This window comes from Salmonella sp. 32010601201800023SM (assembly GCF_017572235.1).
GTDB lineage: Bacteria > Pseudomonadota > Gammaproteobacteria > Enterobacterales > Enterobacteriaceae > Salmonella > Salmonella enterica.
The window spans coordinates 1,016,358-1,036,577 of the sequence record NZ_JAGEQS010000001.1; the positions used below are offsets into that span (position 1 = coordinate 1,016,358).

The 20,220-nt window shown below is 50.6% G+C and carries 19 protein-coding genes; 14 read left to right on the forward strand and 5 right to left on the reverse strand.

Translation table 11 applies throughout. The features are described from left to right. Window positions 1–409 precede the first annotated feature (409 nt). On the reverse strand, window positions 410–1,660 hold the full coding sequence (gene icd, locus J4617_RS05160) for an NADP-dependent isocitrate dehydrogenase (protein WP_000444506.1): 1,251 nt from the start codon (window positions 1,658–1,660) through the stop codon (window positions 410–412). A 171-nt stretch (window positions 1,661–1,831) separates the two neighbouring features. Between icd and rluE the strand changes: the two genes are divergently transcribed. From rluE to J4617_RS05205, 9 genes are all read left to right on the forward strand, one after another. Beyond that, entirely contained in the window at window positions 1,832–2,497 is a 666-nt protein-coding gene (rluE, locus tag J4617_RS05165; RefSeq protein WP_024137237.1) for a 23S rRNA pseudouridine(2457) synthase RluE, read from the forward strand. Beyond that, complete coding sequence (locus tag J4617_RS05170) at window positions 2,494–2,823, forward strand: lysozyme inhibitor LprI family protein (RefSeq protein ID WP_000825956.1); 330 nt, start codon at window positions 2,494–2,496, stop codon at window positions 2,821–2,823. The genes rluE and J4617_RS05170 overlap by 4 nt, the downstream gene beginning before the upstream one ends. Before the next feature lie 11 nt (window positions 2,824–2,834). Next, window positions 2,835–3,296, forward strand: coding sequence for an NUDIX hydrolase (locus tag J4617_RS05175; protein ID WP_000476067.1), 462 nt, complete (start codon window positions 2,835–2,837; stop codon window positions 3,294–3,296). Window positions 3,297–3,349: 53 nt separating this feature from the next. Beyond that, window positions 3,350–4,456 (forward strand): tRNA 2-thiouridine(34) synthase MnmA, encoded by a 1,107-nt coding sequence (gene mnmA / locus J4617_RS05180; protein ID WP_000004540.1) that lies wholly within the window; start codon window positions 3,350–3,352, stop codon window positions 4,454–4,456. An 86-nt stretch (window positions 4,457–4,542) separates the two neighbouring features. Then, the gene (gene hflD, locus J4617_RS05185) at window positions 4,543–5,184 is read left to right on the forward strand and encodes a high frequency lysogenization protein HflD (RefSeq protein ID WP_001519653.1); all 642 of its coding nucleotides are present in this window, start codon (window positions 4,543–4,545) and stop codon (window positions 5,182–5,184) included. 3 nt (window positions 5,185–5,187) lie between these two features. Next, window positions 5,188–6,558, forward strand: a complete 1,371-nt coding sequence (purB, locus tag J4617_RS05190) for an adenylosuccinate lyase (protein ID WP_000423763.1) — start codon at window positions 5,188–5,190, stop codon at window positions 6,556–6,558. A gap of 126 nt (window positions 6,559–6,684) precedes the next feature. Beyond that, complete coding sequence (phoP, locus tag J4617_RS05195) at window positions 6,685–7,356, forward strand: two-component system response regulator PhoP (protein ID WP_001537766.1); 672 nt, start codon at window positions 6,685–6,687, stop codon at window positions 7,354–7,356. Continuing rightward, complete coding sequence (gene phoQ, locus J4617_RS05200; RefSeq protein WP_001031687.1) at window positions 7,356–8,819, forward strand: two-component system sensor histidine kinase PhoQ; 1,464 nt, start codon at window positions 7,356–7,358, stop codon at window positions 8,817–8,819. The genes phoP and phoQ overlap by 1 nt, the downstream gene beginning before the upstream one ends. Before the next feature lie 80 nt (window positions 8,820–8,899). Then, a complete protein-coding gene (locus tag J4617_RS05205; protein ID WP_017465436.1) occupies window positions 8,900–10,021 on the forward strand; it encodes a cupin domain-containing protein in 1,122 nt (373 codons plus the stop codon). A gap of 39 nt (window positions 10,022–10,060) precedes the next feature. On the opposite strand, the gene J4617_RS05210 is transcribed toward J4617_RS05205, so the two are convergent. Together J4617_RS05210 and pepT are read right to left on the reverse strand one after the other, a co-directional pair. Beyond that, window positions 10,061–11,395: a hypothetical protein gene (locus J4617_RS05210; protein WP_017465435.1), complete on the reverse strand. Its 1,335-nt coding sequence runs from the start codon at window positions 11,393–11,395 to the stop codon at window positions 10,061–10,063. Window positions 11,396–11,398: 3 nt separating this feature from the next. Beyond that, window positions 11,399–12,628, reverse strand: a complete 1,230-nt coding sequence (pepT, locus tag J4617_RS05215; protein ID WP_000359418.1) for a peptidase T — start codon at window positions 12,626–12,628, stop codon at window positions 11,399–11,401. 250 nt (window positions 12,629–12,878) lie between these two features. Here pepT and potA point away from each other — a divergent pair, with 250 nt between their 5' ends. From potA to potD, 5 genes are all read left to right on the forward strand, one after another. Beyond that, on the forward strand, window positions 12,879–14,015 hold the full coding sequence (gene potA, locus J4617_RS05220; protein ID WP_000531607.1) for a spermidine/putrescine ABC transporter ATP-binding protein PotA: 1,137 nt from the start codon (window positions 12,879–12,881) through the stop codon (window positions 14,013–14,015). After that, window positions 13,999–14,862, forward strand: a complete 864-nt coding sequence (gene potB / locus J4617_RS05225) for a spermidine/putrescine ABC transporter permease PotB (protein WP_000799391.1) — start codon at window positions 13,999–14,001, stop codon at window positions 14,860–14,862. Before potA ends, potB begins: the two co-directional genes overlap by 17 nt. Before the next feature lie 328 nt (window positions 14,863–15,190). Beyond that, complete coding sequence (gene sifA, locus J4617_RS05230) at window positions 15,191–16,201, forward strand: SPI-2 type III secretion system effector SifA (protein WP_001520468.1); 1,011 nt, start codon at window positions 15,191–15,193, stop codon at window positions 16,199–16,201. Between the two features lie 315 nt (window positions 16,202–16,516). Continuing rightward, window positions 16,517–17,296 (forward strand): spermidine/putrescine ABC transporter permease PotC, encoded by a 780-nt coding sequence (potC, locus tag J4617_RS05235; protein ID WP_000580299.1) that lies wholly within the window; start codon window positions 16,517–16,519, stop codon window positions 17,294–17,296. Between the two features lie 24 nt (window positions 17,297–17,320). Further along, window positions 17,321–18,367, forward strand: a complete 1,047-nt coding sequence (gene potD, locus J4617_RS05240; protein ID WP_000759329.1) for a spermidine/putrescine ABC transporter substrate-binding protein PotD — start codon at window positions 17,321–17,323, stop codon at window positions 18,365–18,367. An 81-nt stretch (window positions 18,368–18,448) separates the two neighbouring features. Here potD and cobB read toward each other — a convergent pair whose 3' ends face one another. Both cobB and nagK read right to left on the reverse strand, forming a co-directional pair. Beyond that, on the reverse strand, window positions 18,449–19,270 hold the full coding sequence (cobB, locus tag J4617_RS05245) for a Sir2 family NAD+-dependent deacetylase (RefSeq protein WP_001191856.1): 822 nt from the start codon (window positions 19,268–19,270) through the stop codon (window positions 18,449–18,451). A gap of 18 nt (window positions 19,271–19,288) precedes the next feature. After that, window positions 19,289–20,200 (reverse strand): N-acetylglucosamine kinase, encoded by a 912-nt coding sequence (gene nagK / locus J4617_RS05250; protein ID WP_017465434.1) that lies wholly within the window; start codon window positions 20,198–20,200, stop codon window positions 19,289–19,291. Between the last annotated feature and the right edge of the window lie 20 nt (window positions 20,201–20,220).

Sequence of the window (20,220 nt, forward strand, 5' to 3'; positions counted from 1 at the left end):
TTCGCTGACGTATTCTTTATCAGGCTGAAATTTCAACACTTCTTAGCAGCCTTGTAGAAGAGCAAATAAAGCATGCTAATAATTTTATAAAATACTTAACCTACCCACTATTGTAGTCAATAAACCATCACTTTTTATTAAAAAATTATCCTGATAATAACAATAAATCTGGTAAGGCACTTTCAAAAAATAGCCAAATCACACATTATTAAGAAAACCACTACAATCAAAATCGGTAACTATCAGCTTTCAGGGGGGTCTCAGGTTATCATGACGATCGGGGTAAAGGATGAACTACTATTGCGGTCTGAATTGAGGGAGTTTTGATAAAGTTTTGATAACCGTTCGAATACTAATAATAAAAACGGGGACGTTAAGTCCCCGTTTTTGTTTTTAACAATTATCGTTATTACATATTCGCGATAATCGCGTCACCAAACTCACTACATTTCAGCAGCTTAGCGCCGTCCATCAGACGTTCGAAGTCATAGGTCACGGTCTTCGCGGCAATCGCGCCTTCCATACCTTTAACAATCAGGTCTGCGGCTTCGAACCACTGCATGTGGCGCAGCATCATCTCCGCAGACAGAATAATGGAGCCTGGGTTGACTTTATCCTGGCCCGCATATTTCGGCGCAGTCCCGTGAGTCGCTTCAAACAACGCGCATTCGTCGCCGATATTCGCACCCGGTGCAATACCGATACCGCCAACCTGAGCCGCCAGGGCATCGGAAATATAGTCACCGTTCAGGTTCATACAGGCGATAACGTCGTATTCCGCCGGACGCAACAGGATTTGTTGCAGGAACGCATCGGCGATAACGTCTTTAACCACGATCTCTTTACCCGTGTTCGGGTTCTTAATTTTCAGCCACGGACCGCCGTCAATAAGCTCACCGCCGAACTCGTCGCGCGCCAACTGGTAGCCCCAGTCTTTAAACGCGCCTTCGGTGAACTTCATGATATTGCCTTTATGTACCAGCGTGACGGAATCGCGATCGTTGGTAATAGCGTATTCAATCGCCGCGCGAACCAGACGTTTAGTGCCTTCTTCAGAACACGGTTTGATACCGATACCGCAGTGCTCCGGGAAGCGAATTTTCTTCACGCCCATCTCTTCGCGCAGGAACTTGATCACTTTCTCAGCGTCTGCAGAGTCAGCTTTCCATTCAATTCCGGCGTAGATGTCTTCAGAGTTTTCACGGAAGATGACCATATCGGTCAGCTCCGGATGTTTCACCGGACTTGGCGTGCCCTGATAGTAACGAACGGGACGCAGACAAACGTACAGGTCAAGCTCCTGACGCAGGGCAACGTTCAGAGAGCGAATACCGCCGCCAACCGGCGTGGTCAACGGACCTTTAATCGCTACGCGGTAATCACGAATCAAATCAAGGGTTTCAGCGGGGAGCCAGACATCCTGGCCGTAAACCTGTGTGGATTTTTCTCCGGTGTAAATTTCCATCCAAGAAATTTTACGCTCGCCTTTATAGGCTTTCTCGACGGCGGCATCGACCACTTTAAGCATGGCTGGAGTGACATCAACACCGATACCATCGCCTTCAATAAACGGGATAATCGGATTCTCAGGAACGTTGAGTTTGCCGTTTTGCAGGGTGATCTTCTTACCTTCCACCGGAACAACTACTTTGCTTTCCATTCACCTCTCCTTCGAGCGCTTCTGGTTTGCTCGTCTGTCATCGCGCTGCATGTGCAATGGCGTCCTGCTGCACGACTGCGTTAGAGCAATTTTTTGTTAATGTTTTGTAATGAGCATGTCAATACTACCCTATTGTTTGCCGCCATGAAAGACACTCATTATTGCGCTATAATGCGGCAATTAATAAGTTCTGAAAACACCATGCAAAAAACTTCTTTTAGAAATCACTACGTTAAGCGATTCAGCTCACGACAAGCATCTAAATCACGGAAAGAAAACCAGCCAAAACGCGTGGTTTTGTTCAATAAACCTTACGATGTGTTGCCGCAGTTCACGGATGAAGCAGGTCGCCGCACGTTAAAAGATTTTATTCCTGTGCAAGGCGTTTATGCCGCAGGCCGCCTGGACCGCGACAGCGAAGGGCTTTTGGTGCTGACTAATGACGGCGCGCTGCAGGCGCGCCTCACGCAACCGGGCAAACGCACCGGCAAGATTTACTATGTTCAGGTAGAAGGTATCCCGGATAATGCAGCGCTGCAGGCGCTTCGTACTGGCGTCACGCTCAACGATGGCCCTACCCTACCCGCCGGTATTGAGATTGTCGCAGAGCCTGACTGGCTGTGGCCGCGCACCCCGCCGATTCGCGAACGGAAGAATATTCCCACCAGTTGGCTAAAAGTCACCTTATATGAAGGCCGCAACCGCCAGGTAAGACGCATGACAGCGCATGTCGGTCATCCCACTCTACGATTAATTCGTTACAGCATGGGCGACTACACGCTCAACGGCCTCGATAATGGACAGTGGCGCGAGATAGCACCGGAGAAAGACAGATGAAACGGCTTCTCATTGCTTTTGCTTTATTAACACCGTTATCCGTTAATGCGGCCAGCTTCGACTGCCAGAAAGCGCAGGCTGCGGATGAAAAGGCTATCTGCGCGCACCTGACGCTGAATGATAAAGACGTGGAAATGCACACCAAATATCAGTTTCTGAAAGGGTTGTTCGCGATGGGCAGTCGCGGCGCGCTGCAGGACGCCCAGCAGAGCTGGCTTAAACAGCGTCAGCAGTGCAAGGCCGACGTCACCTGCCTGACAAAAGCTTATAACGAGCGTCTGAAACAGCTTGACGCGATCTATGACCACATTGATAAACCGCTTTAATAAGGATGCCTATGTTCAAGCCGCACGTGACCGTTGCCTGCATCGTACATGCCGAAGATAAATTTCTGGTGGTGGAAGAGACCATCAACGGTAAATCGTTATGGAATCAACCTGCCGGACACCTGGAGGCAGATGAAACGCTGGCGCAGGCCGCCGCGCGAGAACTGTGGGAAGAGACTGGCATCACGGCACAACCACAGTATTTTATCCGTATGCATCAGTGGATTGCGCCGGATAAAACCCCGTTCCTGCGCTTTTTATTCGCTATCAAGCTTGATCATATTTGCGCGACCGACCCCCATGACAATGACATCGATTGCTGCCGTTGGGTGAGCGCCGACGAGATTCTGAACGCGCCGAATTTACGTTCTCCGCTGGTGGCTGAAAGCGTTCGCAGTTATCAAACGGGACAACGTTACCCCTTATCTATAGTGGGCGAATTTAACTGGCCGTTTACAGAGGGTGTCAAGTAAAGGGCTGCGTGATAGAATACGCCGCCTTGAAGTTCAATGTCGCGAGTATTCCAATGTCAGAAAGCCCAAAAAAAGTGATCGTCGGCATGTCCGGCGGTGTCGATTCCTCCGTTTCCGCCTGGCTGTTGCAACAACAGGGTTATCAGGTAGAAGGCCTGTTCATGAAGAACTGGGAAGAGGACGATGGTGAGGAATACTGTACCGCGGCAGCCGATCTGGCTGACGCGCAGGCCGTGTGCGACAAGCTTGGCATTGAACTGCATACCGTTAATTTTGCCGCAGAATATTGGGATAACGTCTTTGAACTGTTCCTTGAAGAGTACAAAGCGGGCCGTACGCCGAATCCGGATATTCTGTGCAATAAAGAGATCAAATTTAAAGCCTTCCTTGAATTTGCCGCAGAAGATTTAGGCGCCGACTATATCGCCACCGGTCACTACGTCCGTCGCGCGGATGTAAACGGCAAAAGCCGGTTGTTGCGCGGGCTCGACGGTAACAAAGATCAGAGCTACTTCCTCTATACGCTTGGCCATGAGCAGATTGCGCAAAGTCTGTTCCCGGTTGGCGAGCTGGAAAAACCGCAGGTGCGTAAAATCGCCGAAGATCTGGGGCTGGTAACCGCAAAGAAAAAAGATTCTACCGGTATCTGCTTTATCGGCGAGCGCAAATTCCGCGACTTTTTAGGGCGCTATCTGCCTGCGCAGCCGGGGAAAATCATTACCGTTGACGGCGATGAAATCGGCGAGCATCAGGGTCTGATGTATCATACGCTCGGTCAGCGTAAAGGGCTGGGAATCGGCGGCACCAAAGACGGTAGCGAAGACCCCTGGTATGTGGTGGATAAAGACGTTGAAAACAATGTGTTAATTGTCGCCCAGGGGCATGAGCACCCACGCCTGATGTCGGTAGGCCTCATCGCCCAGCAGCTACATTGGGTCGATCGCGAACCGTTCACCGGCACCCTGCGCTGTACGGTAAAAACCCGCTACCGCCAGACCGATATTCCGTGCACGATTAACGCGCTGGATGACGATCGTATCGAGGTCATTTTTGACGAGCCGGTTGCCGCCGTTACGCCGGGCCAGTCCGCTGTCTTTTACAGCGGCGAAGTCTGCCTGGGCGGTGGCATTATCGAGCAGCGACTGCCGCTGACGGTCTGATTATTCAATACACAACACCATTCAAGTCGCCTCAAAGCGGCTTAAAAGATGAAGTGTATTTTATTTGATACAAGGAAGCAGTGATTGTGGCAAAGAATTATTATGACATCACCCTCGCGCTGTCTGGCATTTGCCAGTCGGCACGCCTGGTGCAACAACTGGCGCACCAGGGGCACTGTGATGCCGACGCGTTGCACGTTTCACTCAACAGTGTCATTGATATGAATCCCAGTTCTACTCTGGGCGTGTTCGGCGGCAGCGAAGCTAACCTGCGTCTTGGTCTGGAAACACTGCTCGGCGTGCTGAATGCCAGCAGCCGACAAGGACTTAACGCCGAACTGACGCGTTATACGCTTAGCCTGATGGTGCTGGAGCGCAAGCTGTCATCCGCCAAAGGCGCGTTGAATACGTTAGGCGATCGCATTAACGGCCTGCAGCGCCAGCTTGACCATTTTGATTTACAGTCAGACACGTTAATGAGCGCCATGGCGGGCATCTACGTGGATGTGATTAGCCCATTGGGCCCGCGCATTCAGGTGACGGGCTCCCCGGCCGTTCTGCAAAGTCCGCAGGTGCAGGCCAAAGTCCGCGCCTCGCTACTGGCAGGCATCCGTGCAGCCGTGCTCTGGCATCAGGTAGGCGGTGGTCGCCTACAGCTTATGTTTTCTCGTCATCGCCTGACGACTCAGGCAAAACAAATTCTTGCTCATTTAACCCCGGAGTTATGATCTATGGAATTATCCTCACTGACCGCCGTTTCCCCTGTCGATGGACGCTACGGCGATAAAGTCAGCGCGCTGCGCGGAATTTTTAGCGAATACGGTTTGCTGAAATTTCGTGTACAAGTCGAAGTACGTTGGCTGCAGAAATTAGCCGCGCACGCAGCGATCAAGGAAGTTCCTGCTTTTGCTGCCGACGCAAACGGTTACCTGGATACGCTTGTTGCAAACTTCAATGAAGAAGATGCCGCGCGCATTAAAACCATTGAGCGTACGACTAACCATGATGTGAAGGCAGTTGAGTATTTCCTGAAAGAAAAAGTCGCCGCGATCCCGGCGCTACATGACGTTTCCGAATTTATCCACTTTGCCTGCACTTCTGAGGACATTAACAACCTGTCGCACGCGTTAATGCTCAAAACCGCGCGCGATGAAGTGATCCTGCCTTACTGGCGTCAGGTGATTAACGCGGTTAAAGATCTCGCCACGCAGTATCGCGACATTCCTCTGCTCTCCCGCACCCACGGCCAGCCGGCAACGCCTTCCACTCTGGGTAAAGAGATGGCGAACGTGGCGTATCGGATGGAGCGTCAGTTCCGCCAGCTCAACCAGGTGGAGATCCTCGGTAAAATTAACGGCGCCGTAGGCAACTATAACGCGCATATCGCCGCCTATCCGGAAGTTGACTGGCATCAGTTCAGCGAAGAGTTCGTCACCTCGCTGGGCATCCAGTGGAATCCTTACACCACCCAGATTGAACCGCATGATTATATTGCGGAACTGTTTGACTGTATCGCGCGCTTTAACACCATCCTGATCGATTTCGATCGCGATGTCTGGGGCTATATTGCGTTGAACCATTTCAAACAGAAAACCATCGCCGGGGAGATCGGTTCTTCTACCATGCCGCATAAAGTTAACCCCATTGACTTTGAAAACTCAGAAGGCAACCTCGGTCTGTCTAACGCAGTGTTGCACCATCTGGCAAACAAACTGCCGGTTTCCCGCTGGCAGCGCGATCTGACCGACTCAACCGTCCTGCGTAACCTGGGTGTCGGCATCGGCTATGCGCTTATCGCTTATCAGTCCACCCTGAAGGGCGTCAGCAAGCTGGAAGTAAACCGCGATCATCTGCTTGACGAACTGGATCACAACTGGGAAGTATTAGCCGAACCGATCCAGACCGTCATGCGCCGCTATGGTATTGAAAAACCATATGAAAAACTGAAAGAGTTGACCCGTGGCAAGCGTGTTGATGCCGAAGGAATGAAACAGTTTATTGATAGTCTGGCCCTGCCGGAAGCAGAAAAAACGCGCCTTAAAGCCATGACGCCGGCAAATTATATCGGTCGCGCTGTGACTCTGGTCGACGAACTTAAATAATGCCTGCCTCACCCTCTTTTCTTCAGAAAGAGGGTGACTATTTGTCTGGTTTATTAACTGTTTATCCCCAAAGCACCATAATCAACGCTAGACTGTTCTTATTGTTAACACAAGGGAGAAGAGATGATGCGCGTACTGGTTGTAGAGGATAATGCATTATTACGCCACCACCTGAAGGTTCAGCTCCAGGATTCAGGTCACCAAGTCGATGCCGCAGAAGATGCCAGGGAAGCTGATTACTACCTTAATGAACACCTTCCGGATATCGCTATTGTCGATTTAGGTCTGCCGGATGAAGACGGCCTTTCCTTGATACGCCGCTGGCGCAGCAGTGATGTTTCACTGCCGGTTCTGGTGTTAACCGCGCGCGAAGGCTGGCAGGATAAAGTCGAGGTTCTCAGCTCAGGGGCCGATGACTACGTGACGAAGCCATTCCACATCGAAGAGGTAATGGCGCGTATGCAGGCGTTAATGCGCCGTAATAGCGGTCTGGCCTCCCAGGTGATCAACATCCCGCCTTTCCAGGTGGATCTCTCACGTCGGGAATTATCCGTCAATGAAGAGGTCATCAAACTCACGGCGTTCGAATACACCATTATGGAAACGCTTATCCGTAACAACGGTAAAGTGGTCAGCAAGGATTCGCTGATGCTTCAACTGTATCCGGATGCGGAACTGCGGGAAAGTCATACCATTGATGTTCTCATGGGGCGTCTGCGGAAAAAAATACAGGCCCAGTATCCGCACGATGTCATTACCACCGTACGCGGACAAGGATATCTTTTTGAATTGCGCTAATGAATAAATTTGCTCGCCATTTTCTGCCGCTGTCGCTGCGGGTTCGTTTTTTGCTGGCGACAGCCGGCGTCGTGCTGGTGCTTTCTTTGGCATATGGCATAGTGGCGCTGGTCGGCTATAGCGTAAGTTTTGATAAAACCACCTTTCGTCTGCTGCGCGGCGAAAGCAACCTGTTTTACACCCTCGCCAAATGGGAAAATAATAAAATCAGCGTTGAGCTGCCTGAAAATCTGGACATGCAAAGCCCGACCATGACGCTGATTTACGATGAAACGGGCAAATTATTATGGACGCAGCGCAACATCCCCTGGCTGATTAAAAGCATTCAACCGGAATGGTTAAAAACGAACGGCTTCCATGAAATTGAAACCAACGTAGACGCCACCAGCACGCTGTTGAGCGAGGACCATTCCGCGCAGGAAAAACTCAAAGAAGTACGTGAAGATGACGATGATGCCGAGATGACCCACTCGGTAGCGGTAAATATTTATCCTGCCACGGCGCGGATGCCGCAGTTAACCATCGTGGTGGTCGATACCATTCCGATAGAACTAAAACGCTCATATATGGTGTGGAGCTGGTTCGTATACGTGCTGGCCGCCAATTTACTGTTAGTCATTCCTTTACTGTGGATCGCCGCCTGGTGGAGCTTACGCCCTATCGAGGCGCTGGCGCGGGAAGTCCGCGAACTTGAAGATCATCACCGCGAAATGCTCAATCCGGAGACGACGCGTGAGCTGACCAGCCTTGTGCGCAACCTTAATCAACTGCTCAAGAGCGAGCGTGAACGTTATAACAAATACCGCACGACCCTGACCGACCTGACGCACAGTTTAAAAACGCCGCTCGCGGTTTTGCAGAGTACGTTACGCTCTTTACGCAACGAAAAGATGAGCGTCAGCAAAGCTGAACCGGTGATGCTGGAACAGATCAGTCGGATTTCCCAGCAGATCGGCTATTATCTGCATCGCGCCAGTATGCGCGGTAGCGGCGTGTTGTTAAGCCGCGAACTGCATCCCGTCGCGCCGTTGTTAGATAACCTGATCTCCGCGCTCAATAAAGTTTATCAGCGTAAAGGGGTGAATATCAGTATGGATATTTCACCAGAGATCAGTTTTGTTGGCGAGCAAAACGACTTTGTCGAAGTAATGGGCAACGTACTGGACAACGCTTGTAAATATTGCCTGGAGTTTGTCGAGATTTCGGCTCGCCAGACCGACGATCATTTGCATATTTTCGTCGAAGATGACGGCCCAGGCATTCCCCACAGCAAACGTTCCCTGGTGTTTGATCGCGGTCAGCGCGCCGATACCCTACGACCAGGACAAGGCGTGGGGCTGGCTGTCGCGCGCGAGATTACGGAACAATACGCCGGGCAGATCATTGCCAGCGACAGTCTGCTCGGCGGCGCCCGTATGGAGGTCGTTTTTGGCCGACAGCATCCCACACAGAAAGAGGAATAAACATTTCTGCGCGTTCTTCCACGCATCTCGTTAAGCATCCGTTATAATCGGTGTCAGATACCAGCCTGCGGATACTTAACATGGAATACCAATTAACTCTTAACTGGCCCGACTTTCTTGAACGCCACTGGCAAAAACGCCCGGTGGTCTTAAAACGTGGGTTTAGCAACTTTATCGATCCGCTCTCGCCGGATGAGCTGGCGGGGCTGGCGATGGAAAGCGAAATCGACAGCCGACTCGTTAGCCATCAGGATGGCAAATGGCAGGTCAGCCATGGCCCTTTCGAAAGCTACGATCATCTGGATGAGAGCAACTGGTCGCTGCTGGTACAGGCGGTAAACCACTGGCACGAACCCACCGCCGCCTTGATGCGCCCGTTCCGCGCTCTGCCGGACTGGCGTATCGACGATCTGATGATCTCCTTTTCCGTTCCCGGCGGCGGCGTTGGCCCGCATCTGGATCAGTATGATGTGTTTATTATCCAGGGAACCGGTCGCCGTCGCTGGCGCGTGGGCGAAAAGCTGCAAATGCGTCAGCACTGCCCGCATCCCGACCTGTTACAAGTCGATCCGTTCGAGGCCATTATCGATGAAGAGCTGGAGCCGGGCGACATTCTGTATATTCCGCCAGGATTCCCGCATGAAGGCTATGCGCTGGAAAACGCCATGAACTATTCGGTCGGTTTTCGCGCGCCCAATAGCCGTGAGCTGATCAGCGGTTTTGCCGATTACGTCCTGCAACGGGAGTTGGGCAACACATACTACAGCGATCCGGATATACCGTCCCGCAAACATGCGGCGGATATCCTGCCGCAGGAGATGGATAAACTGCGTAATATGATGCTCGATTTGATCAATCAACCCGCGCATTTCCAACAGTGGCTTGGCGAGTTTCTCTCTCAGTCACGCCACGAACTGGATATTGCGCCGCCGGAGCCGCCGTATCAGCCTGATGAAATTTACGATGCCTTAAAGCAAGGCGAGGTATTAGTACGTCTCGGCGGGCTTCGCGTATTGCGTATCGGCGATGAGGTCTATGCGAATGGCGAAAAAATAGACTCTCCGCATCGCCCCGCTCTGGAGGCGCTCGCCAGTCATATTGCACTGACCGCTGAAAACTTCGGCGATGCGCTGGAAGACCCGTCCTTCCTCGCGATGCTGGCGGCGCTGGTGAATAGCGGGTACTGGTTCTTCGAAGGATAAGAACATCGCAATGCCCGGCGACCGCCGGGCTGACGCAAACTATCCACAACGATCGCCGCCAGGGTTGGCGAAATCGTTATATTGCGGATCGCCCGGATAAATCGAGTGGGCCATTCGGTGGCGAAATGACATTTGCCGATAGCGCCGCGCCAGTACGTTATCTCCAAGACCTTCGGCAATATTAGCCAGTTGCTGTAATCGTTCATACTGCATCTTTGCTGGATAAGCTACGGCATCAAGCGCAAAGGCGCGTTCCGCAAAGTCTTTTGCTTGTTCAAGTTCTTGATTACTCTGATAAAGCAGCGAAATACCATACAACACCATTGATACGTCAGACTGCCGACGTTTATATTCTGCCAGCAATGGGAGATAGAGGGAGGTACTGTCCAGGTCGATGTTTTCGGGCAAATAAAAGCGTAATCGTGATATTACCGTCGCCATTGGCGTTAAACGGCTCTGGTAATACGCGATAAGTTTAAGGTAGAGATCTTTCGCTTCCTTATAATGATGGCCCTGTGCATAAAAGCCAGCAAGATTATTGCTGTCAACCGTCATTTCGCCGAATTCGGCGCCATAAAGCGTTTGCTCAATTTTTAGCGCCTGACTTAGCGCATTAATCGCCTCGCTAATATGCCCTGCATTATAAGCAATATCCGCTTTCTGCTGCAAAAAAGAGGCGACGCGCTCACGATTATCCCAGGTTTTATCTCGTAAAATAACGCTCAGCCACTGCCGCTCCGTTGCGTCTACCTTCGCCAAATAATAGGCTTTACGCGCACTATCACATTCGACATCCCGCTCTTCCAGCGCATCAGAATAAGCGTCGCGCATCCTGTTTAAGGTATAAACCAATGCCTCCGTCGATGCCTTTTTGTCTTTAAGACGCCACGTTAATGCCTGCTCTTGCCAGGCTATCCGCTGACGATAATCAACCTTGATCTCGTATCGCCACTGCTCTGTAGGTGAATACTCTATATGGCGATCGTCACCGTAAACATAAAAGGCCGCCAGGTGTTCAAACATATCGGCCCGATCACCCGGATAAGTACCCGCCGGAAATGTTTTCATGATTGCCCGCGCTCGCAGCAGCATTTGCGGCGTTAATTCAGGTTTACCCAGCCATTGATAAATATCACTTTGTAATAGCAGGCTACGAACAAGCTGTATTGAGCGTTTGCCATATTGCCGCGAGGCCAGCCTCACCGCATCATCAATAAACGTCATGCAGGTTTCATCGCCGGTCATAAAACATGCTGCAGATTGTTGCTGGCGCTGGGACCAGGAAGGCGTATATTCGGCGCTCCAGGCAGAAAAATTGATGGCGGAAAATATCCCGCCATAAATAATAAAACGCTTCACCACAATGCGTAACATTCGCTACTGGCCGCGCTTCGCCGTCAGCTCCGCGATACGTACAATCACCTGTACCGCTTTTTCCATCCCCTCCAGCGTCACAAACTCATGTTTACCATGATAGTTATATCCGCCGGTAAAGAGATTAGGACACGGCAGGCCCATAAACGACAGTTGCGCCCCGTCTGTACCGCCGCGAATTGGTTTCATCTCCGGCGTAATATGACAGTCACGCATGGCCTGCTGGGCGATATCGAGAATATGCGGATGCTCAACCACTTTTTCGCGCATATTGTAATAACTGTCTTCAATCACCAGTTCGATATAGCAGTCCGGATGCAGCCCCTTACCGACTTTTTTGGCAATCTCCATCATTTTGCGTTTACGCGCTTCAAACTGCTTACGGTCGAAATCGCGAATGATGTAGTGCATTTCGGCCCGGTCAACGGTGCCTTTCATGCTGGCCAGATGATAAAACCCTTCGTAACCTTCAGTGGTTTCAGGCGCTTCATCCGCCGGCACTTCCGCGTGAATCCTCGCCGCCAACGACAGCGCATTGACCATCACACCTTTCGCCGTACCAGGATGCACGTTATTGCCGACGATTTTGATATTCACCGAGGCGGCATTGAAGTTTTCAAACTCCAGTTCGCCCACGCCGCCGCCGTCGACCGTATAGGCCCACTGCGCGCCAAATTCCTCAACATCGAAGTGCTTCGCGCCTTTCCCTACCTCTTCGTCAGGCGTAAACGCCACTTTAATTTCACCGTGGGGAATAGGATTACCTTTCAGCACCGCCAGCGCGGTCATGATCTCCGCAACGCCGGCTTTATCGTCCGCGCCCAGCAATGTCTTACCATCGGTAGTAATCAGCGTCTGTCCCAGTAATTGATGCAGTACCGGGAACATCACGGGTGACAACACCTCATCGCCAATCCCTAATGCTATATCGCCGCCGCGATAATTCTCGACAATCTGCGGATTAACGTTTTTACCGCTGAAATCCGGAGAGGTATCCACATGGGAGATAAAACCAATGGCGGGAATATCCCCCTCAACATTGGCCGGGAGCGTCGCCATCAACGTCCCTTTTTCACTTAATGTAATGTTAACCAGCCCCATCTCTTCGAGCTGCTGTTTGAGCAAACGTAGTAACTTCCACTGCCCCTCAGTGCTGGGAACCTGCCGAACACCCGACTTTGATTGGGTATCCAGCGATACGTAGTGTAAAAAACGCTCAAGTAGTTTATCCATGCAGTCACCCTCACTTTTCGTGACAACATTATTAATAAGCAAGAAAAGACAAATATTGCGTCAGGTCACTTTTATCCCTGCAAACAAGAATATTTCACTTTGACACGCTTTCTGACTATAAAGCTAAGTCAGTAATTCGCAACAAGGATTGGCGATCACAGTGGTTTGCCGTAGAATGACCGCCCTCATTAAGAGTGATTAAGGTGGTTAACCACAAACCCCGCAGCGGTCAGCCATCCGTTGCGTTTACATGGGACAGAGTAAGAAATTGAATAATCAACCGCGTTCGCTTTCACCGCTGGTGCTTTTGTCTGGAATTAGCAAAAGTTTCGATGGCAAAGAGGTCATTTCACAGCTGGATTTGACCATTAACAATGGCGAATTCCTCACGCTGCTTGGCCCTTCCGGCTGCGGTAAAACAACCGTTCTTCGCCTGATTGCCGGCCTGGAAACCGTTGATGCCGGGCATATCATGTTGGATAACCAGGATATCACCCACGTTCCCGCCGAAAATCGTTATGTAAATACCGTATTTCAAAGCTACGCTTTATTTCCGCATATGACGGTGTTTGAAAATGTCGCGTTTGGCTTACGAATGCAAAAAACGCCAGCCGCCGAGATAGCGCCTCGCGTGACCGATGCGCTGCGTATGGTGCAGCTTGAAGAGTTTGCACAACGTAAACCGCACCAGCTTTCCGGCGGACAGCAGCAGCGTGTGGCTATCGCTCGCGCGGTGGTGAATAAACCTCGCCTGTTATTACTGGATGAATCGCTTTCCGCGCTGGACTATAAATTGCGCAAACAAATGCAGAACGAGCTTAAAGCATTACAGCGTAAACTCGGTATCACGTTTGTTTTTGTCACTCACGATCAGGAAGAAGCGCTCACCATGTCCGATCGTATCGTGGTAATGCGTAATGGCGTGATTGAGCAAGACGGCACGCCGCGTGAAATCTATGAAGAGCCAAAAAACCTGTTTGTCGCCGGTTTTATCGGCGAAATTAACCGCTTTGACGCAACCGTCATTGAACGGCTTGATGAACAGCGCGTCCGCGCCAGCGTAGAAGGTCGGGAGTGCAATATATACGTCAATTTCGCTGTCGAACCGGGCCAAAAACTGAACGTCCTGCTGCGACCGGAAGATCTACGCGTCGAAGAGATCAACGATGATAACCACATCGAAGGGCTTATCGGCTACGTGCGCGAGCGCAATTATAAAGGTATGACGCTGGAGTCGGTGGTTGAACTGGAAAATGGCAAAATGGTGATGGTCAGCGAATTCTTCAACGAAGACGATCCTGACTTCGACCATTCACTTGACCAAAAAATGGCCATTAGTTGGGTAGAAAGCTGGGAGGTCGTACTGGCTGATGAAGAACACAAGTAAATTCCAGAATGTAGTGATTGTCACTATCGTCGGTTGGCTTGTGTTATTTGTTTTTCTGCCCAACCTGATGATCATTGGCACCAGCTTTCTGACCCGTGACGACGCCAGTTTCGTCAAGATGGTCTTTACGCTGGATAACTACGCGCGCCTGCTCGATCCGCTCTATTTTGAAGTGCTCCTGCACTCTCTGAATATGGCGCTGATCGCCACCCTCTCCTGCCTGGTGCTGGGCTATCCTTTTGCCTGGTTTCTGGCGAAGTTACCGGAAAAGATACGTCCGTTATTGCTGTTTTTGCTGATTGTTCCTTTCTGGACCAACTCACTGATCCGCATCTATGGGCTGAAAATATTCCTGAGCACTAAAGGTTATCTCAATGAATTCCTGCTGTGGCTGGGCGTGATTGATACACCGATTCGCATCATGTTCACCCCGAGCGCCGTTATTATCGGCCTGGTTTACATTTTGCTGCCATTTATGGTCATGCCGCTCTACTCCAGCATTGAGAAGCTCGACAAACCACTACTGGAGGCCGCACGCGATCTCGGCGCCAGTAAAATGCAAACGTTCATCCGCATCATTATTCCATTAACCATGCCGGGCATTGTCGCCGGTTGCCTGCTCGTGATGCTACCGGCAATGGGCCTGTTCTACGTCTCCGATTTAATGGGTGGCGCGAAAAACCTGCTGATTGGTAACGTCATTAAGGTACAGTTCCTGAATATTCGCGATTGGCCGTTTGGCGCGGCTACCAGCATTACGCTGACCATTGTGATGGGACTCATGCTGTTGATTTACTGGCGGGCTTCCCGCTTATTGAATAAGAAGGTGAGTGATATAAGCGATTAATTGCGCAACGCTAACAAATCCACACGCATCCAGGCATGAAGTTTATTCAAGGGTAAACTTCATGCCTTCGGCATAAAAAACGTATGAAAGAAGTTGCCGCCAGTATTGCAAATCTACAACATCATCCGCGGTAGTCCTTCTTTTATTTTTACCTGTAGCGACGCTATCACAGACAGTAATGCGTTTATACGCGAAGCTCTCAGGTTTTATACTGATTGCCAGTCTCTTTTAAAAATTATATTACATCCGATGCGCCCGCAGTTGAGATAAAAAGGGTCGATTTAATCAATTATGTAGTCATTTTTACCCCAGTATAAGTGAGATTAATATGCCGATTACTATAGGGAATGGTTTTTTAAAAAGTGAAATCCTTACCAACTCCCCAAGGAATACGAAAGAAGCATGGTGGAAAGTTTTATGGGAAAAAATTAAAGACTTCTTCTTTTCTACTGGCAAAGCAAAAGCGGACCGTTGTCTACATGAGATGTTGTTTGCCGAACGCGCCCCCACACGAGAGCGGCTTACAGAGATTTTTTTTGAGTTGAAAGAGTTAGCCTGCGCATCGCAAAGAGATAGATTTCAGGTTCATAATCCTCATGAAAATGATGCCACCATTATTCTTCGCATCATGGATCAAAACGAAGAGAACGAATTGTTACGTATCACTCAAAATACCGATACCTTTAGCTGTGAAGTCATGGGGAATCTTTATTTTTTAATGAAAGATCGCCCGGATATTTTAAAATCGCATCCACAAATGACGGCCATGATTAAGAGAAGATATAGCGAAATCGTAGACTACCCCCTCCCTTCGACATTATGTCTCAATCCTGCTGGCGCGCCGATATTATCGGTTCCATTAGACAACATAGAGGGGTATTTATATACTGAATTGAGAAAAGGACATTTAGATGGGTGGAAAGCGCAAGAAAAGGCAACCTACCTGGCAGCGAAAATTCAGTCTGGGATTGAAAAGACAACGCGCATTTTACACCATGCGAATATATCCGAAAGTACTCAGCAAAACGCATTTTTAGAAACAATGGCGATGTGTGGATTAAAACAGCTTGAAATACCACCACCGCATACCCACATACCTATTGAAAAAATGGTAAAAGAGGTTTTACTAGCGGATAAGACGTTTCAGGCGTTCCTCGTAACGGATCCCAGCACCAGCCAAAGTATGTTAGCTGAGATAGTCGAAGCCATCTCTGATCAGGTTTTTCACGCCATTTTTAGAATAGACCCCCAGGCTATACAAAAAATGGCGGAAGAACAGTTAACCACGCTACACGTTCGCTCAGAACAACAAAGCGGCTGTTTATGTTGTTTTTTATAAAATCAGACGACGCTTTCTCAGACGTCACGTTCAGGGTTTACTCACGTACTTCCTGTTTGCCTACTGAGTAACCTCTTGCCAGGCACAATAATGCCGCATATGACCGGATCGGATGAGAATAGTCATTTAAATGGCCTTTTTTTCCCGCTCGTCTGGCAATTTGTTGTAAAATTCGCGGCTTCAAGCGGCAGCTTGCTTCTTCCTGGCTGCTGATAACCGCGAGACGTTTTGGAGAGATTTTGGAGAAGAGAAAAAATTGATCATTTTCAATACTCTAAAAGCACCCCATCCTCTGAATAAGAAGGTGGAACTTGAATGATCGGTCGGCTGCTCCGTGGCGGTTTCATGACTGCCATCTATGCGTATCTGTATATTCCCATCATTATTCTGATCGTGAACTCCTTCAACAGTTCGCGGTTCGGCATTAACTGGCAGGGCTTTACCACTAAATGGTACGAACTACTGGTCAATAACGACAGTCTGTTGCAGGCCGCTCAACATTCACTGACGATGGCGATTTTTTCAGCGACCTTCGCCACGTTGATTGGCTCGTTAACCGCGGTGGCGCTTTATCGCTACCGCTTTCGCGGGAAGCCATTCGTCAGCGGGATGCTGTTTGTAGTAATGATGTCGCCGGATATCGTGATGGCGATCTCCCTGCTGGTGCTGTTTATGTTACTCGGCATTCAACTGGGCTTTTGGTCGTTGCTGTTCTCGCACATCACCTTTAGCCTGCCGTTTGTGGTCGTCACGGTCTATTCGCGCCTGAAAGGCTTTGATGTCAGAATGCTGGAAGCCGCAAAAGACCTGGGGGCCAGTGAGGTAACGATTTTACGCAAAATCATTCTGCCGCTGGCGATGCCGGCGGTGGCGGCGGGCTGGTTGCTGAGCTTTACGTTGTCGATGGACGATGTAGTGGTCTCGTCGTTTGTCACCGGGCCGGGCTATGAAATTTTACCCTTAAAGATTTATTCCATGGTAAAAGTCGGCGTTTCACCAGAAGTGAACGCGCTGGCGACCGTTTTATTGGTGCTGTCTCTGGTAATGGTCATTGCCAGCCAGCTTATTGCTCGTGATAAAACCAAGGGCCGATAAGGCCCGTAATTCAGGGGACGTTAAATGAAAAAATGGTCACGCCACCTGCTCGCGGCGGGCGCCCTGGCGCTGGGTATGAGTGCCGCTCATGCCTCCGACAACGACACGCTCTATTTCTATAACTGGACTGAGTATGTGCCGCCGGGCCTGCTGGAACAGTTCACTAAAGAGACTGGCATTAAGGTGATTTATTCGACCTACGAGTCGAACGAAACCATGTATGCCAAACTCAAAACCTATAAAGATGGCGCGTATGACCTGGTTGTTCCTTCTACATACTATGTCGACAAAATGCGCAAAGAAGGCATGATTCAGAAGATCGATAAGTCGAAATTAACCAATTTCCACAACCTCGATCCGGAAATGCTCAACAAACCGTTTGACCCCAACAACGATTATTCCGTTCCATATATCTGGGGCGCAACGGCAATTGGCGTGAACAGCGATGCTATCGATCCAAAAACCATTACCAGCTGGGCTGACTTGTGGAAACCGGAATATAAAAACAGCCTGCTTTTAACCGACGATGCGCGAGAAGTCTTCCAGATGGCGCTGCGCAAGCTAGGTTATTCCGGTAACACTACCGATCCGAAAGAGATCGAAGCGGCATATGAAGAGTTGAAAAAACTGATGCCGAACGTAGCGGCCTTCAACTCCGATAATCCGGCGAATCCGTATATGGAAGGGGAAGTCAACCTGGGTATGGTGTGGAACGGTTCGGCCTTCGTTGCTCGTCAGGCTGGCACGCCGCTGGAGGTCGTCTGGCCGAAGGAAGGCGGTATTTTCTGGATGGATAGCCTGGCTATTCCGGCGAACGCGAAAAATAAAGAGGGCGCGCTGAAGCTAATCAACTTCCTGCTGCGTCCTGACGTCGCGAAAGAGGTGGCAGAAACCATCGGCTACCCTACCCCCAACCTGGCGGCGCGTAAGCTGTTAAGCCCGGAGGTCGCCAATGATAAGTCGCTCTATCCGGATGCGCAAACCATCAGCAAAGGCGAGTGGCAAAACGATGTCGGCGACGCCAGCGCCATTTATGAAGAGTATTATCAGAAGCTAAAAGCAGGACGCTAATTCAGCCAAAGCGCCTGTCGGGCCTACAGATGAACGTAACGTGAAATGTAGGCCGGATAAGGCGTTACCGGGCAAACAGCACTACAGCCCTTTCAGGAATTTATCAACAAATTCCGGCACAACCTGGCTTGCCGGGCCGTAGTGCTTCTCTTCAAACTCGCTGCCGACCTGGCTTGGCTCAAGATTCAGTTCCACCGTATGTGCGCCGTGCAGTTTTGCTTCATGCACAAACCCCGCAGCCGGATAGACATGACCGGATGTGCCAATGGCGATAAAAATATCCGCCATCGACAGCGCCATATAAATTTCATCCATGCCAAGCGGCATCTCGCCAAACCACACCACGTGCGGACGTAGCGGCGCCGGGAACTGACAGCAGTGACATTTATCTTCCGGCATCACATCGCCGTTCCATTCCAGAATTTGGCCGCTTTGCGAACAGCGCACCTTCAACAGCTCGCCATGCATATGAATGATGTTGCGGTTGCCCGCGCGTTCATGCAAATTGTCGATGTTTTGCGTCACCAGCAAAAAGCGATCGCCAAGCGCTTCTTCAAGCTTCGCTAACGCCAGATGCGCCGCATTGGGTTGTATTTCCGGCTGTTGAAGCTGCTGACGGCGGGCATTATAAAATGTCTGCACCAGCCCCGGATTACGGGCGAATCCTTCCGGCGTTGCCACATCTTCAACCCGATGCTCTTCCCAAAGGCCATCCGCCGCGCGAAACGTACGAATACCAGACTCTGCAGAAATTCCTGCACCTGTAAGGACTAATACTCTTGGGTTTTCCATCATTTCCGGCACCACTCTGTCTCTGAAAAAGATCCGCTGGCGCAGACGTTCACGCAACAGACGTTTATTTTTACGAAAGCGGCTTAATCGATGAAACCGACGCGACTGCATAACAACCTCTTTTTTTGATTAGTCGGTAAGATGTAAAAAAGCAGCACCGCGCATCCCACCTGCATCCCCATGCCGCGCACGCTCAATGCGCGGCGCGCGGGCAACAGGGAGGAGATGGCGCGGCAGTCTTTCCGCCAGTTGCGTTGTTATTGCCGTAAAGTTCGATAGTCCGCCGCCGATCACCAATAAATCGGGATCGACAATCGTCAGTATATTCCCCAGACAAACCGCCAGTAAATCCAGATAGCGCTCAACATGCGCGTGCGCCTGCTCATCGCCCTGCTCCCACAACGCGATAATCTCCGGCGCCTGCAGCGATTGATGATAATAATGCTGATATAGCCACGCAAACCCGCGCCCGGACAGATAATTCTCAATGCAGCCCATCTGACCGCATCCACAACGGCGGAGAGGAAAATCAAACCCCATCAACGTTAGCGCGTCAACCGGCAAACGTATATGACCAAACTCGCCGGTGATATAGCTCTGACCGGTAATCGGCTTCCCGTTTAGCACCAGGCCGCCGCCGACGCCGGTGCCGAGGATAAGCCCCATAACCAAAGGATATTGCGTGAATTCATCATCCCAGGCTTCGGACAAGGCAAAACAGTTAGCGTCATTGTCCAGACGCACATCGCGATCCAGTCGGGCGCTGAGATCGGCGCGCAACGGCTTACCGCTGGCTGCCGGGACATTCGCGGCGTACAGCGTGCCGTCTTCGGTTTCCGGCATACCGGGTATGCCAATCCCTACCGACCCTTTTACGCCAAATCGCTGGTCGGCTTCCGCGACCAGCTCGCACACGGCGTCTAAAAAGGCGCTATAGCTGGCATGGGGCGTGGGAACCCGTTTTTCCCACTGCAGCCGCCGCGTTGAGTCAAATACGCCTAACGCAATCTTTGTTCCGCCAATGTCAAACCCGTAATACATCACCGCTCCTTGTTTTTATA

Coding starts and splice junctions, on each gene's coding strand:
- icd (WP_000444506.1), bottom strand. CDS start 1,660: ATGGAAAGCAAAGTAGTTGTTCCGGTGGAAGGTAAGAAGATCACCCTG.
- rluE (WP_024137237.1), top strand. CDS start 1,832: ATGCGGCAATTAATAAGTTCTGAAAACACCATGCAAAAAACTTCTTTT.
- J4617_RS05170 (WP_000825956.1), top strand. CDS start 2,494: ATGAAACGGCTTCTCATTGCTTTTGCTTTATTAACACCGTTATCCGTT.
- J4617_RS05175 (WP_000476067.1), top strand. CDS start 2,835: ATGTTCAAGCCGCACGTGACCGTTGCCTGCATCGTACATGCCGAAGAT.
- mnmA (WP_000004540.1), top strand. CDS start 3,350: ATGTCAGAAAGCCCAAAAAAAGTGATCGTCGGCATGTCCGGCGGTGTC.
- purB (WP_000423763.1), top strand. CDS start 5,188: ATGGAATTATCCTCACTGACCGCCGTTTCCCCTGTCGATGGACGCTAC.
- phoP (WP_001537766.1), top strand. CDS start 6,685: ATGCGCGTACTGGTTGTAGAGGATAATGCATTATTACGCCACCACCTG.
- phoQ (WP_001031687.1), top strand. CDS start 7,356: ATGAATAAATTTGCTCGCCATTTTCTGCCGCTGTCGCTGCGGGTTCGT.
- J4617_RS05205 (WP_017465436.1), top strand. CDS start 8,900: ATGGAATACCAATTAACTCTTAACTGGCCCGACTTTCTTGAACGCCAC.
- J4617_RS05210 (WP_017465435.1), bottom strand. CDS start 11,395: ATGTTACGCATTGTGGTGAAGCGTTTTATTATTTATGGCGGGATATTT.
- pepT (WP_000359418.1), bottom strand. CDS start 12,628: ATGGATAAACTACTTGAGCGTTTTTTACACTACGTATCGCTGGATACC.
- potA (WP_000531607.1), top strand. CDS start 12,879: ATGGGACAGAGTAAGAAATTGAATAATCAACCGCGTTCGCTTTCACCG.
- potB (WP_000799391.1), top strand. CDS start 13,999: ATGAAGAACACAAGTAAATTCCAGAATGTAGTGATTGTCACTATCGTC.
- sifA (WP_001520468.1), top strand. CDS start 15,191: ATGCCGATTACTATAGGGAATGGTTTTTTAAAAAGTGAAATCCTTACC.
- potC (WP_000580299.1), top strand. CDS start 16,517: ATGATCGGTCGGCTGCTCCGTGGCGGTTTCATGACTGCCATCTATGCG.
- potD (WP_000759329.1), top strand. CDS start 17,321: ATGAAAAAATGGTCACGCCACCTGCTCGCGGCGGGCGCCCTGGCGCTG.
- cobB (WP_001191856.1), bottom strand. CDS start 19,270: ATGCAGTCGCGTCGGTTTCATCGATTAAGCCGCTTTCGTAAAAATAAA.
- nagK (WP_017465434.1), bottom strand. CDS start 20,200: ATGTATTACGGGTTTGACATTGGCGGAACAAAGATTGCGTTAGGCGTA.